This is a genomic window from Pseudomonas bubulae, assembly GCF_900618535.1.
Lineage (GTDB): Bacteria > Pseudomonadota > Gammaproteobacteria > Pseudomonadales > Pseudomonadaceae > Aquipseudomonas > Aquipseudomonas bubulae.
The window spans coordinates 42748-57770 of the sequence record NZ_UYJA01000001.1 but is presented as its reverse complement, the minus strand read 5'-3'; the positions used below and the strand labels follow the sequence as shown (position 1 = coordinate 57770).

At 56.3% G+C, this 15023-nt stretch carries 6 protein-coding genes and 1 pseudogene; 3 read left to right on the top strand and 4 right to left on the bottom strand.

The genetic code is table 11. The annotated features are described in order from the left end of the window. Positions 1-93 precede the first annotated feature (93 nt). From PPTH39_RS00250 to PPTH39_RS00240, 3 genes are read left to right on the top strand one after another with little or no spacing between them, the layout of a single operon-like run. Complete coding sequence (locus PPTH39_RS00250) at positions 94-753, top strand: ankyrin repeat domain-containing protein (RefSeq protein WP_095000032.1); 660 nt, start codon at positions 94-96, stop codon at positions 751-753. Positions 754-772: 19 nt separating this feature from the next. Further along, positions 773-1234 carry a nucleoside deaminase gene (locus tag PPTH39_RS00245; RefSeq protein ID WP_130871356.1) on the top strand — a complete coding sequence of 154 codons (462 nt, stop codon included), beginning with the start codon at positions 773-775 and terminating at the stop codon, positions 1232-1234. Next, a complete protein-coding gene (locus PPTH39_RS00240) occupies positions 1221-2417 on the top strand; it encodes a CynX/NimT family MFS transporter (protein ID WP_095021141.1) in 1197 nt (398 codons plus the stop codon). Before PPTH39_RS00245 ends, PPTH39_RS00240 begins: the two co-directional genes overlap by 14 nt. A 26-nt stretch (positions 2418-2443) precedes the next feature. Here PPTH39_RS00240 and PPTH39_RS00235 read toward each other — a convergent pair. From PPTH39_RS00235 to PPTH39_RS00220, 4 genes and pseudogenes are all read right to left on the bottom strand, one after another. Then, positions 2444-2527, bottom strand: a pseudogene (locus tag PPTH39_RS00235) (colicin E5-related ribonuclease); the annotation flags it as partial. 492 nt (positions 2528-3019) lie between these two features. Further along, on the bottom strand, positions 3020-3490 hold the full coding sequence (locus PPTH39_RS00230) for a hypothetical protein (RefSeq protein WP_130871355.1): 471 nt from the start codon (positions 3488-3490) through the stop codon (positions 3020-3022). 893 nt (positions 3491-4383) lie between these two features. Next, on the bottom strand, positions 4384-4743 hold the full coding sequence (locus PPTH39_RS00225) for a hypothetical protein (protein WP_095024597.1): 360 nt from the start codon (positions 4741-4743) through the stop codon (positions 4384-4386). A gap of 3 nt (positions 4744-4746) precedes the next feature. After that, positions 4747-14775, bottom strand: a complete 10029-nt coding sequence (locus tag PPTH39_RS00220) for a hemagglutinin repeat-containing protein (RefSeq protein WP_463366339.1) — start codon at positions 14773-14775, stop codon at positions 4747-4749. Positions 14776-15023 lie beyond the last annotated feature (248 nt).

The window sequence follows — 15023 nt, the reverse complement described above, 5'->3', positions numbered from 1 at the left end:
ATTGCCACTTAAAGGCATGGCTATATTTAATTTCAGAATACCTGCTGCGCTGACCATACTGGCTTTTCACGGGATGTAAAAGAGGGCTCAACCATGGGCAGCCTGACACGCAAATGCGGCCTGCTAACGGTCGCGCTGTTGATAATGGGAGCGGTGATGGCAAGCGACAAGACACTCCTCAATGCCGTCAGCGACGGCGAACTGGACAGGGTCCAGCAACTGATCAGTGAAGGCACGGACCTCAACGTACAGGCGCTGGATGGCAGCAGCGCGCTGCTGCTGGCAACCCGATCGAACCAGATCGAAATCGCCCGGGCCTTGATCCAGGCTGGGGCCGACGTCAACCAGAAGAACCTGATGCGTGACAGCCCCTATCTGTTGGCAGGCGCCAGTGGGCGTAACGAAATCCTGCAAATGACCCTGGCCCACGGTGCCGATCTGCAGAGTACCAACCGCTATGGCGGCACCGCCCTGATCCCGGCATGCGAGCGCGGACATGTTGAAACGGTACGCCTGCTGATCGCAGCAGGGGTTGATCTGAACCATGTCAATCGCCTGGGCTGGACCTGCCTGATGGAAGCCATCGTGCTCTCCGACGGCGGCCCGGCGCATCAGCAGATCATCACCCAGCTGATCAATGCCGGTGCCGACCTGAACCTGCCGGACAGCGACGGCCACACCCCCCTGCAACAAGCGCAGCAGCGCGGCCAGGGCGTGACCGCACAATTGCTGCGTGATGCCGGCGCGCACTGAATCACACCCTGGAGTTGTTATGCATAGCGATGAGTTTTACCTGCAACGCGCCGTGGCCCTGGCCGCCAACAACGTTGCCGGCGGTGGCCGGCCTTTTGCTGCGCTACTGGTCAAAGACGACCAGGTGATCGTTGAGGCCGTCAACACCCTCCATATCAGCCAGGATCCGACTGCACACGCAGAACTCTTGGCCATACGGGCTGCCAGCCAGCAACTGGGCCCGCGCCTGGAGGGTTGCGTGATCTATGCCAGTGGCCAGCCTTGCCCCATGTGCCTGAGTGCCATGCACCTGTGTGGCGTAACCCGAGTGGTGTATGCCGCCAGCAACCCGCAGGGGGAACCCTTCGGGCTGTCTACGGCAGCGATTTATCAGCAACTGGCGCTGCCGTTGAGCGAACAGACACTGGCGATACAACACATACCCCAACCGGCCATGGTCGAGATCTACAGTGACTGGAAAGCCTGCCATGAGCCTGGATAAACACCCTGCGCGGGTGTTCGCCAATTGGGCATTGCTGGTGGTGCTGGGGCTTAACCTGCGTCCGCTGCTCAGCTCCATCAGCCCGCTGTTGCTTGAGATACGTCATGACACGGGCATGAGTTTCCAGAGCAGTGCCTGGCTGACCAGCCTGCCAGTGATCTGCATGGGTCTGGTGGCCTTGCTCGGCGTACGCCTGCAGGCAGGCCTGGGTGAGCGCCGTGGCGTGGCCCTGGGCTTGTCGATGATCCTGGGCGCCTGCCTGTGGCGCTTGTCTGCCGATCGGGCAGAAACCCTGATGGCCACGGCCTTGTTGGGCGGTGCCGGGGTTGCGCTGATCCAGGTGCTGGTTCCGGCGCTGATCAAGCGCCAGTTTGCGCAGCGGGTTGCGCTGGCTTTAGGGGTGTACTCCGCCTCCCTTATGGCCGGCGGCGGCCTGGCTGCACTCGTCAGCCCGCTGGTGGCCGGCCATTTTGGCCATTGGCAGGCCGGACTGGGGATTTGGCTTGCGCCTGCTCTGGTCGCACTGGTGCTGTGGGGCTTATTGCCCTTTGCCAGCGCTGCCCGAACGGCGGGCGAGCCAGCCATGCGCCCGTGGCGCAACCGGCGCGCGTGGTTACTGGCGCTGTACTTCGGCCTCGTCAACTGTGGCTATATGAGCATGGTGGCGTGGTTGCCCGCCTACTATTTGCAGATGGGCTGGAGTGCAGCACAAAGCGGCTCGCTTCTGGCGTTCATGACCATTTTTCAGGTACTGGCTGCGCTGGTGATGCCTGCGCTGGCCCACCGCAGCACGGACAGGCGCCCGCTCTTGGCGGTCAGCCTGGGAGCGCAGGCACTGGGCTATAGCGGACTGGTCATGTGGCCGCTGGAATCGCCGTATGTGTGGGTGGCCTTGATTGGTTTTGGCCTGGGTGCCTGTTTCGCCCTGAGCCTGATCCTGACCCTGGACCATTGCCGCAAACCCAGCGAAGCCGCTCAGCTTGCAGGGTTCGTGCAAGGCGCGGGATTTCTTGTCAATGCGGTTTCGCCATGGCTGACGGGTTGGCTTCGCGAACTCACGGGGAGTTTTGTTACTGCCTGGTGGGTTCTGGTTGTGGCGGTTGTTGCAATGCTGCTACTGACGCGGATTTTCAGCCCGCAGAGTAATATACGCTGTGGCGGAATCATTCAAGCAGCTGCCTGAAATGCAATCAAAACGAGGATCTGTCGTCACAATAGTTTTTGCTGGATTTCAATTACAGACTGGATAGCATTTTCCGTCCATCCTCGTTTACCCATTTGACCGGCAATTTTTTGACTCGATTGCTATAGATATTCCTTTTGCACCCTCTTAACTATAACTATTTTAAGTTTTTCAACTGCCTGATTCAACAGAAACATAAATTCTTCAAGCTCAAAACTCCAAGTCCCGTCTTTAGCAGACGGTTATATTTCTATCTCAACTGATCTTCCAGGCTCGTGGGATACTTCAGCTAGTTGATCAGCGTCCATCCAGATTTCGAATACTAAATTTTCTCGATCTGGAGGGCTGCTCATCAAAGAGGATAGATGTGTCATGGCTTCGGTGGTTCCAGCAGACCAATAAATCCCCCACTAGCATCGTAGCGAAGCCCCCTTCCGTCGGGAGCAACTACATCTATAGCTTTCCCAAACCTCCCGGAGTCTTTGTAGGTTACGGTCGACGCGGGATTACTCAGAATATCATCAGCTATTTTTTGACCTTGAGCATTGATTTCGGAAGGACTGCCTTTGACGCTAGCAAGGATACATGCCTCTTTGCCCCCATCAACTCACAGAGATAAGGCTCAGCCCCTCACTGATCACTATTTCCTCTGGGATCTCATCATAGATAAAAAGCTCATCTCCTAAGTTTAAAATGGATAGGCAAAAACCGTTATCAAACGAAAGAGCAACGCCCACCACTATGTCTTCTGCTAAGGACTGCACAAGTGATGCTGACACCAACCTCCTTCCTACAACATCGGAGAAATAAAGCTCACCAGAGATACAAAAAATATCTTGCCTACCGTATTCACCTAAATCGCAGTTTGAAATCGGACTCAAAGAAAAACAGAGAGACGCACCATCAGGCCCTCCATAGAGCTTCCCAAATTCAGACTGTTCGAATAGAAGGCCAACCTCTTGAGGGGCAGAATCCCTCTCGGAACAGAAAACATGGAATAGAGCATTTACTGACAGTAATTTCTTCCCGAGCACTGTTAACAGCCAGGTAATCATAAGCTCAGGAGAGTTCATTACCTGACGCCCTCCTTCAATGCACTCTGTACAGATGGATTCAGAGCTACCCCATCCTTCAGTATAGTAACGAACGTTCCATCAGGCTTGGTAACAACCACATCATTACCCTTAACTCTGAAAAACACATCACCTCGTGCGCCATTTACACCTTGCCCAGCAAAAGTCCCGGGGATTACCTTTTCAGGATTACCTCCAACGTCATAAATTTTATCGAGTACCATTTTACGATCTCTTGGGCTAGCCGCGTTGCCGCCAAAATCCTCAACGTGCTTACCGGGTTTTGCACCAACTAAACTATTAGTTTATGCAGTGAAATTTTACTATCTGAAAATTTAACCACACCTTTTGTAACTGACAGACACTCATCAGACTCAGTCACGCTAAGACCGCAGCCTCCGAAACCCAAATAAACGCCAACACGGACTTCGCCTACATCACTTATCCTATACTCATATACCGGCAATAATTTCAACCCCGGGTATTTATCGACCCCACTTAGTGACTTGATTGGATACGCAAACTCATCATTTATCTCAGACAGCTTCAGCAATTCCAGATCTGAATCCAGCTTTAAAAAACTTTGACACTCCCTCGCTAACTGTTAATGAGACCCAGCCTGAATCACACAACTTAAAAAATATCAAGAACTCACAAAACAGATCACCAACCATAAAAAATGAGCGGACTCTGACATCGTGCAACACCTCATTGATCAGCACCGTCTTTATGCCCTCCACACCAAGCATGCTTTGTTAGCGCTCTAGCAGCTTTAGTCAAGCCTTCTTTGTTGATAGGTTCACCCGTCGTAGCGATCAGTACGTTACTAGTGCGTCCACCGAAATTCTGGAGAGCAATTGCCGATCCTTTTGCACCAAAAAAATCTTATAGCATTAAGTATTACCTAAATAAACGGCCCCGTCCGAGAACTCCATCAGCCAAGGCTCAGTTGATAACGAACAAAATGCATTCAAGATGCGGCCATCAGACAATTTGAAAAATGGATCGATTGGCTGAGAATCAATAAGCCAACCCACCTCAATAATAGACAAACCTAAAAGATCAGAAACATGGTCAAGGGCGTCGTCATCCCAACAACCGAAAAGCAGTTCCCGCCCCTTAGAAACGCGCCACGCACTCTCAGTCCGAAAGCTCCAGTCCGCCGAAAAAAGCATCAAAGTATCGCCATCCCAAAATACTCTTTCAATTTTAATAGGCAACAAAAGAGCCACGGCTTGCAACAATTCACTCATCTTTTAGTCCACTTGCTCAATATGCGTACGCTTTCTAATCCACTGCTTCCGCTCAGCCTTCGATAAACCTTGCGGGGGCTGCGGCGGATTTCCAGTAGTAGGGTCAACAGGTCCGCCATTAGCGTTCTCGAATGACGCGCGCCGAGGACTCCGACCATCCGCCTGCATCACCCGAACTCGCGAACCATCAGGCAAGATGTATTGAGTTCCGACCACATTTCCGCTGGTCGGAGAAACTACTGGTTTTGTTGGGTACCCTGCTGTTTCAAAATTAGCAATCATCTTAGACTGACTTTTAGGAAGATTCACTCCAGAGATATGACTAATTGACCCCACATTTGCTTTTGCACCAACACCCGCAGCAGCCTTACCAGCCGCCAATTTGGCAAGAACCGCCTCAACAACAACCTTGGCGCACTTACCTGCCGGCATCAACAGCATAGCAGCATCAAACTCGGGCGCTATGGTTGTAATCCCTTTGCCTGCCAAATCTGACAAACGCTGGGTAGCCGATTTTATAGCTGACTCAGTACTGGACAACGCACCCATTTCTTTCGAATGCGCGCTGGTTTGCTCCTGGCCGTATTGCCGCCATTGCTCATACACCACGCCTTGACCATGCAAGACTGACGCATTGAACAGGGTTGAGTCATTGAACTGATTTTCGGTTGCTCTGAACGCGAAGACTTTCTCGCCATTGGCAACAACTTGGCTTCCATCGCCCCACTTCAGAGGGATTTTCTCTGCCGCCAGTTGCCCAATAATCCCTTTGGCAATATTCAGGTCATCGATAAAATTTCGGGACTGCGGATCATTGCCTGTGGATTGCGCAACCAAACCGCTCAAACGGGCTTCATCAGCAGCATCCAGGGCGCCACCCGCAGCAATCATCAACAAATCCAGCCAAAGGGCACTGGATCTTGGCGCTCCCAGGGTTTTGTAAAGCTCTTCGGCCTTTTTCTCCAGAACCGGAATTTCTTGTTGCTTATGCAGCTGCCTATTGAAGGCTTCCACACCAAACCCTGCCCCACCTGCCACCACAGCCTCGCCGGGCCCACTTCCAGCCCCCGCAGAGGCTCCAACGCCTGTCGCAATCAATGCAGCTATAGCATCTTGTTCCTGACGAGACAGCCCACTGTCTTTCAGCGCCTGACCCACCGATGGCATCAACGCCGCAGAGGCTCCAGCTCCCAGAGCACCCGCCTGCGCATTGCCGCTGGACAAACCTATTGCCGCACCCGCCAACGCATGCAGCAAGACACGAGCTGCACCGCCTTCATCCCAGGCTGCCTTTACTGCACTGTCCGTAGATTTATCTCTTTGCGCGGTAGCGAAATCACCGATTTTTTTAAAAATCTCACTGGATGATACGTTCGCAACAACACTCACAGCCGTACTGCCCGTTGCCCCTCCCAGGCCCGCCGCGATCAGGCCCGATGCAATATTGGCCATCAGCCGTTTATCGCCCCCGACCTGCCAGCTCCTGGCGTCATCCAGCGCAAGCGCAGCCGCTTGTTGTTGCTCTGGGGTAGTTGCCTCATTGGCCTGTTTGGTTGCCGCATCAGCCTTGGCTTTGGCCACGCTATTAATTACGCTGCTGGACAGCTGCGCCGAGCTTTGAATCAGGTCGATGCGTGCTTGCATGGCCTTTTCATCAGGCCGATCCAGATGCTGATTGGCGTTCACGGTGTCGCGGTTCAACCCCACCAGGTCATTGCCGCCATCGGCGTTGCGCACGGTGATGGTGCCTTCACTGATGGCGCTTTGGGTTTTACTCTTCTCAGAGTCCTTGAGAAACACCGGCAGCGTGCCGCCAGCGACCGAGCGGGCATCCACCCCGCCCCCTGCCAAGGCCCCGGAATAGCTCAAACTCCCGGCCTGACTTGTTATGGCGCTTTTATTTTTGATGTCACTGACCAACAGGCGATCAGTGCTGAGATGGTTTTTGTCAGCCGGCGCATCGCTGGCAATCACGGCGCCTAGAAGCGCGGTGGTTTTTCCGACGTTGATGTCGTAACCACCTGTGCCCGCAGACAGGCCCGTCTGATCGGTCACAGCCTGATAATCGCTGTTCATTTTGCTGCCAGCGATATTGGCCGAAGCGGATACCGGAGCGCCCACACAAAACGGGGGCACACAAATACTGCCGCCCACGCCAGCGCTGGTTTGCCTGTTCTTCTGGCGGGCTTCATCCTGACGTGAAGCCATGCTCAGATTGCCACTGATATCAGCCTTGATGGCATCCGCCCGCACTTGAGCACCGGCCAACGCAGTGTCCTGGCCGCTTTTGAGCACCAGCAGTCCAGTGTCTAACGTGCTGTTGACCTGGCTGACTTCCCGCCCTTTACCCATGCCCTTGGCCAGTTGTGCGCCAAGGTCGAGGGTGAAACCCGTTTGTTCACCCACATTGAAGCTGACACCCATACTGGTTTTGTCGTTTTTACTTTGGTTGTCCCAGCTTTTCCGGTCTTGGGCGCTTTCCAGGGTGATGTCATGCTCTGCCCGCAACAGGGTGTCTCTAGCCTTGAGGCTGCTGCCAATGACATGAATATCGCCCTGGGTGTCGGGGGCATTGCCTGTTGCCACAATGGCCAGATTGCCGCCACTGTTGAGGGTGGATTGCCTGGCTGTTTCAGCGTTGTACTCACTGCTGCTTTTCTTGTTAGTGGAGCCCAGTTCGGTACCGATTTTTATCAGCGCGCCACCGCTATTGGCTGGCTTACCTTCTGACACATTCGCGGCACTGGCATCCATATTGCCTGCGGCGTTGTAAGCAGACAGCAACGCCTGCGCGCCCTTGACTGCCTTGAGACGGCTGTCGTCAGCCTGCTGCGAAGCCCGCACGTCGTTACGAATGCTGGTGACCGTATCGACCACCATGCCACCCACTACCCGCCCCACGCCCATACTCCTGGAGCTGTCTCGAGTGGTCTGGTACGCGGTTTCAGTACCCGCGGCGATGGTGACATTGGAACCGCTCAGGCCCATGTCCTGGGTACTGACCAAGTCACTGGCTATCACCTTCAACTCACGACCCGCAGTCAGGATCACGTGACCGACGCTGGAGCCCAGGGTGCTGCCCTGCAAGGTGCTCTCCTGTGCAGTGCCGTTGTGCTTTTGGCCACTGTTGGAAAGATGCAGGTTGCCGCTAATATCGTCCAACCCAAGGTTGTTCCCGGTCAGCACACCTGTGAGGTCGCGCTTTTTCTCCTTGCGCATCTCAGTTCGCGAAAACGTGTTGATTGCAGCATCAACAGTCAGGTCACGCCCGGCTTGAACAGTAAGGTCATCGGTGCTGACCAGCGCCGAACCCGTGACTTTTACGTCTCGCCTGGCAGCCACATTGACCGTGTCACCCGAGACAGTGCTTCCTACAGCTGTCGTGCTGGCTTCACTGACCTGACGCTTGGCCTTGCTCGAGTTCAGGCCACCCCAACTGCTTTTACTTTGACTGTTCTCGTGGCGCACACTGCTGGAATCACTGGCGGCGAGGATCTGAATATTGTTGCCCGCAAGCAGCTTGGCAGCACCTTGCTTTGCATTGACCGCACTGACTTGCAAGAGCAGGTCATCACCCGCCACCAAGGTGCTGTTACCCCCCGAGGTGACCAGACTGCCAACGTTAGTGAGGGTGTCGGTTTCGTTCAGGCGGAAGGATTTTCCGGACGAGCTTTTTTTGCTCTTGCTATAGAAGCTGTAATCCAGTTCCTCTGCGGACTTGAGCTCAAGGCTTGCGCCAGCCACCAGGTATGCTTCACCGCCCGCCTCCACCCGACTGCCAATTACCGCCATATCCTGCCCGGCACTCAGCGTCACATCGCCACCGGCCTTGACCACGCTCGAGACCTGGCTGACGCGATCGTCCCGGGTTTTGACTTTATTGGTGTTGAGCGCGCTGTGCTGCTCGTTTGCAGCCGAGGCCAGGGTCAGGTCGCCCGATGCGGCCATGGCCAGGTCGCGGGTGGCTGCAATCTGGCTGGCGATAGCGCTGATATCCCGCCCGGCAACAATCTGGAAGTCGCGACCCGCTTCAATGACAGAGCCATATTGGGTCACGCTCTCGCCACGCGACAGTGTGCCGGCAACCTGGCTGTTGCGTTGTTCTGTGGCAATAAGGTTGACGTCACGACCTGCCTTGATGGTGGTGTCTGCGCCGCTTTTGATTACGCTACCAACACTGTGGACGTCGCGGCCCGCGTGCAGAGACAGGTTGTTCGCCGCTTCAATGCGAGCGGCGCTGTCCATGAAGTCGGTGCGTTCGCTGCGATAGCCGTTGCTGCTGTTATGACGGATAACGGTGCGCTCATTGAGTAGATCACCCTTGCTGGCCGTTAGGCTGATATCGCGCCCGGCAAGGATGCCGCCCGCCTTGTTGCTCAGGTTATTGCCCGTCAGCAGGTCGAGGCGGTTGCCGGCGTCGATCAGGCCGCTGTTGATCAGGTGGTTACCTGCGTTGGCTGACAGGTTTTCTGTGGCCCGCAAGGTGCCGACGTTTTTGAGGTCTTGACCTGTGATCAGGTTGACGTTGTTTCCGGCAATCAATGCGCCATTAGGGGCCAGGCGTTTGTTCGCCTGGGCCATGTACAACACCGGAACCAGCACTTGCTGGTTGTTGATCGTGGTGCTTTCCAACCAGACGATATCGTGGGTCAGGGCCGCTATCTGTTCGCTTGTCAGGGTGATACCCACCGAGAGGTTGAGCGCCTGCTTGCTGGCGACAGCATTGTCCATCAGGTATTTAAACGTCGCCGCATCGCTGGTTCGGCCGTCGATAAAACGCTGGCCAGTACGGGCGGTGAGGGCTTGCTGAATCAGGCGCTGTTCATAAAAGCCGTCACCCAGGCGCTTCTGGCTTTGGTCCGGGTCGTAACCCAACTTCGCCAGCAGGTAGTCCGAGCCCATAAATTGTTTGAGGTGGGTCAGAGCCGGGTTGGTTTCGATCAGGTATTTGTGCGGGCTGGTTACAACGTTTGTGTCAGGCAAGCCCTGAACACGGTTGATGGTCAGGCCGTCAATCGCTGTTGCAGAACCTGCTGCACCTGAGAGGTCGACCGGTAGGGAGGGAGAGTGAACGGCCGACACAGTGCTGCTGCCCTGCCCGCTCAGGCGAAACAGGCCGTTCTGGCCCTCAGGCAAGCTGAAGCCGGGCAGCTCTACCGGGTTCACTTGTTGCTGGGCCACATCCGCTGGCAATTGGGCGTTGATGTGGATCGGTGTGGAGTAGCCACTTCCCGCGCCCGTGTCGGTTGGCGTACGGCCGGCAGCGACATAACCGTAGTACGGCCGGATCACGCTGTTGTTAAGGCTTTGCCCGGCACTGAGGTTGACGTCGCCCCCGGCTTGGATCACAGCGTCATGGGCCTGCCCGTCGATGTTTTGGGTGCGGGTGGTGTGCGATAGCTTGCCACCGCCCAGCAGGCCAATAAAGTAACTCAGGTCAGACTCAACGGTGGCCGAGGGTGTGGGGCTGTTTTTGGCATTGAAATTGGCAGCCGCCGGGATGGCCGCAAAAATCTGTGTGACATAGTTCCAGTACGTGCGGGTGGTGGTGATCTCCTGCCCTTGCACGCCCAGGTTGTTAAGGGTCTCTGCGGTGGCCGTCACGTTGCCTGTGGCGGCAATGGTGCTGCTGTGGTTATTGAGCGTCCCGGCGTGGATCTGGAGGTCCGCGCCACTGCCCAAGAGCGAAGCCGCTGTGCTTCGGGTAACGTTCAGGCGATCGGTTTCATCGATTTGCCACAGGCCGTTTCGCCGCCCTTTACGACGAAAGTCACACCCGGCACCAGGTATCAAGTTGCAATCGAGCTCAGTGATGGTCACCGAGCTTTTTTCCTGGGCCGTGTATTCCAGCACATCCCGCACGTTATTCACGGTCATGGCGCGGATGCTCAGGTTCTGCGCGCTTTCCACCGTGCCGGAGCGGTTGTCCAGCAAATCGGCCTGGTTGTGATCTGTATCTTTGGCGATCAGCACATCGCCCAGGCCATAGACCGTCGCATAGGCATTGGTGAAGGTGGTGGTCAGCAGCTGCATGTCACCGCCGCTGAAAATCAGACCATCGCGATTGAGTGCTGTGTCGGCAGTGAGCATAAGGTTCGCGCCAGCCCCCAGTGTGCCGGTGTTGGACACCTCATTGGCAATGAGGTTGAGGTCGGTCGCAGACGTCATCCGCCCGGCGTTGTTCAACTGTCCTGCCACTGTGACCCGGGTGCCGTCACCACCGACCAGGGTGGCGGTTTCGCTGAAGTGCAGTTGCGCGGCGCGCAGATCCAGGGATCCGAGGCTGCTCAGCCGACCACTGGCCGAATAAGTACCCTCCAGGTTGATACTCAGAGTGCCGTCACTGGCGAGCAAACCGTTGTTGGACCAGTTCCCGCCTGCGCCAACAAAACTGTTGGATGCCAGTAACTGGCCGCCCGCAACTTGATTGAGGCTGTTGACGTTGACTGTCAGGCGCGCGGCCTGAATCACGCTGCTGTTGGTCCAGCTGTCCTGGTTGAGGGTCAGGCCACCTCGACTCTCCAGACTGCCGCCAACGTTGTCGAGGATCGACGGATCAATGGCGAAAGTGCCGCTGCCGGAATGCAGTACCTTGCCACCCGCGTTCTGGAAGCTGCCCGCGAGTAACGTCAACTCAGTATTGGCGCTTTCCAGGGTGCCGTTGCGGTTGTCCAGCAGCCCGCCAATCTGGAACAAGGTATCGCCGCTGGTACCCAGCGTACGCAACTGCCCCGTCCGGTTATCCACGCTGGCGGCGCTGACACTCAGGGTTCCTGTGCTTTCGATAAGGCCTTTATGGTTATTCAGGGCGTTGCTCAGATCGAGGCTGACGTGCTCTGCTGCCACACGCCCACCTGTTTCGCCGCTGTTGTCGAAGGCGTTGCCGGTTATTGTCAGCAGACGCTTGACGTAGAGATTGCCGTCGCGATTGTCAAAAGCGTCGGTGGTCACGAGGGCATCGCCCACTTGCGCTGAGATTTTCCCGCCGACGTTATCGATACTGCCCGCGATCAGATTCAGACGCAGGCCCTGGATGATCCCTGCCACACCGTTGCGCAGTACACCGACTACGCGAGCATTGAGGGCTTGCTTGAGGCTGCCAAGCTCACCACCACGGTTATCCAGGTTGGCGGCCTTGATCGCCAAATCACCGTTTTGGGCAATCAGTTTGCCACCCTGATTGTCGATATTTTCAGTAATGTCCAGTTCTAAGCCGGTCTTGCCTTGCACCTTGCCCTTGGCGTTGTCCAGGCGGCTAGCGGTAAGTTTGAGCTCGCCGTCCTGGCTGTAGATCAGGCCGTCATTGCTGTTTTGCACCAGGCCACTGACGCTAATGTCCAACTTGCCATCTGCCGCGACTGTGCCGCGATTGCGGTTGTCCAGGCCAGCGGTCATCAGGCTCAGCACGCTTCTGCTGACCAGCTCACCGCCCTGGTTGTCGATCTGCGCCGCCCGCTGGATCAATAGCGGGCCACCGCTGGACAGCTTGCCGCGGGTGTTGGTCAAGGTGCCAGGCAGGTCGAGGGTTGTGGCGGCGGCACCTTTGATACTGCCAGCACTGTTGTCGAGATCACGCGCACTCAGATAGAGAGCCGCACCACTGTCAATCACCCCGCCCTCGGCGTTGTTCAGCCAACCACTGACATCAAGGCTTTGGGCGCCAGCACTGGTTATATTGCCCTGACCGCTGTTGTCCAGGTTGGCCGCTGTGACGGTCAGGTTTTTTTGGCTGACCAGAATACCTGTACCGCTATTGAGAAGGCTGGAGCTGAGATGGGCATCAAGGTTGCCGTAAAGGCTGGACAGTTTGCCGCTGTTGCGATTGTCGAGCGTTGTACCGGTGGCATTCAAACCCTGCCAGCCGGAGATCAGCCCGCCCTGATTGAGCAGGTTGTCACCATTGATGACCAACAGGTTGTTGCTGATCAGCTTGCCGCCCGTATTATCAAGGTTGCGGACACTCAGGCTAAGGGTTTGCGTAGTGGAAATCTCGCCGCCACGGTTGTTCAGGTCACGCAGGTGCTTGAGGGTCAAAGGGCCTGCTGTGGTGATCAGGCCGCCCATATTGTTGAGATCGCCTGTGGCAGTACCCAAGTCGAGCGTGATGGCCTTGCCCTGCAGCGAACCCTTTTCGTTGTTCAACCCACCACTGCTGATAGCAAGTTGGCCTGCGCTGGAAATGCTGCCCAGGTGGTTGGACAACTCAGTCGCAGAGAGGCTTAACCCGCCGTCACTGCTGATCAGGCCCAAGGTGTTTGCCACGCCGGCACTAAGCTCAAGACGGCTGTGTTTTTCGCTGGTAAGCCTGCCGCCCGTGTTGTCCAGGCGAAAACCCGTCAACGACAAACCAGCCTGGCTCGACACTTCGCCTTCACGGTTATCGATATCGGCCACATCAAGCGTCAGCCCTTGAGCGCCGCCGACCAGGCCTTTATGACGGTTGTCCAGGATATTACTGCTCAGTTGGACGGCACCTTGGCCGATCAGTTGACCTTGCTGGTTGTTTAGATCCTGCACTTGAACCTTGAGGTTCTGCTTGCCGGAAATCCGGCCGCTGCTGTTATCGAGGCGGGTTGCAGTTACGCTTGCGTTGCCGTCGGCTATCACTACGCCACTGTAGTTATGCAATGTGCCATCAACGGCCAGGCGCATCTCACCCTGACTGCTGAGCATGCCAGTGCGGTTGTCCAGGCTGCCGATCCGGGCGTCGATGCTGCTGGCTGAAACCAGACCTTGGCTGTTAAGAAACCGATCAGTTTTGAGGTCGAGACTGGCGCTACTCAGAATCCGCCCTTTGTTCTGGTTATCCAGAGTGTCTGCACGGATGCTGGCGGCCTGTTTGGCGCTCAGCGTGCCACCCTGATTGCTCAGGATTTGGGCGCTAGCTGTCAGGTGACGACTGGCAATGATGCTGGCGTTTGTGTTCGCAAGCGTTTTTGCGTCGATGTACACATCGCCATGACTGTTGCGGGAATGGTCGGCATTGACCCCGGCCTCGATAATGCCGCGATTGGTCAACTGCGCGCCGCTGGAGAGCTTGATGCTGTCACGTGCGATAAGGTTTTTACGGCTGCTCAGGTCGCCTTGAGCCTGCATATCCAGTGTGCTGCCAGCATAGATCGCCTCTTGGGCATCGAGACTTCCAGCCTTGCCTGTGATCGCACTGCTGGCCGTGACTTGAGCCATACGCAAATGCCCATTGGCATCGAGCTGTATATCCCCGCCACTGGCCGCCAGCGTGCCATCCAGCTTGACCCCGACACCGGCCTCGGTACCCACCAGCCTGATGGCGCCCGCATACATTCCGCCCAAGGCGCTGGAGTCAATTGCCAACTGCGGCTTGGCGCTGCCGTCATCCGCGCGCGCAGTGGCGTGCAGGGTCCGGGCATTGACGTCGTTGCGACCGGCAATCACCGTCAAGTGACGCGCATTGATCTGGGCGTTGATCTTCGCCGAGCGGGTGATGATGTCGAAGCGATCGATATTACTGGCGTTCAAACCCTGACCGTCAATGGTCACCGTACCGCCATCAACCTGATAACGATCCAGACGACCATTATCAAACAGGGGTTTGCCCGTGCTAAGCGTGACACTGGGAGTATTGATAAAACCGCAGCCATTACAGGTAATACCGTAGGGGTTGGCCACGATCACCTTGGCCGACTGCCCCGCCACTTCGGTATAACCGCGCAACTGGCTGGGACTGACGCCGTTGACTTCGTTGAGGATGATATGGGCGGCGTTGCCCTGCAGGTTCGGGTTGCCTAGGATGATGCCGCCCAGTTGGGTCGACTGGGTACGGTCAATGCCGTTGTTGAGGATCAGGCCATTGGCACCGACGTTGTAGTCATTGAACTGGTTATGCGACAGACCGCTGCCATTGGGTGCAGCAATATTGACGATCGGAACGCCATTACCCGCCGCTCCCAGGCTGGTGCCTGGCCCGCTGACAACGATGCCTTCGGCCTGCACCAGCAGTGGTTGCCAGAACAGCGCATTGGCCAAAATAAAGGCCAGGCCACGTTTAGGCATGCCCAGGAAAGATTCCCGGGCATGGAGTGCTGCTGAAGACTGGCGGGCCAAGAAGGCTGAATGCCGATCATCCCTGTCGGTTTCTGGGGATAACAAACCCAGCTTGGCCAGGCTGCCCGGTACAACCGGAATTAATGACCTCATCCCGAGATAACATCCAAACATGCTTACTCCATCCGTGATTCGCCAAACTTGATGAGTGAGGCAAAGTCTTTTCAACGAGACAATTCGCAGGCAAAAGCCTTGGC

Coding starts and splice junctions, on each gene's coding strand:
- PPTH39_RS00250 (WP_095000032.1), top strand. CDS start 94: ATGGGCAGCCTGACACGCAAATGCGGCCTGCTAACGGTCGCGCTGTTG.
- PPTH39_RS00245 (WP_130871356.1), top strand. CDS start 773: ATGCATAGCGATGAGTTTTACCTGCAACGCGCCGTGGCCCTGGCCGCC.
- PPTH39_RS00240 (WP_095021141.1), top strand. CDS start 1,221: ATGAGCCTGGATAAACACCCTGCGCGGGTGTTCGCCAATTGGGCATTG.
- PPTH39_RS00230 (WP_130871355.1), bottom strand. CDS start 3,490: ATGAACTCTCCTGAGCTTATGATTACCTGGCTGTTAACAGTGCTCGGG.
- PPTH39_RS00225 (WP_095024597.1), bottom strand. CDS start 4,743: ATGAGTGAATTGTTGCAAGCCGTGGCTCTTTTGTTGCCTATTAAAATT.
- PPTH39_RS00220 (WP_463366339.1), bottom strand. CDS start 14,775: ATGCCTAAACGTGGCCTGGCCTTTATTTTGGCCAATGCGCTGTTCTGG.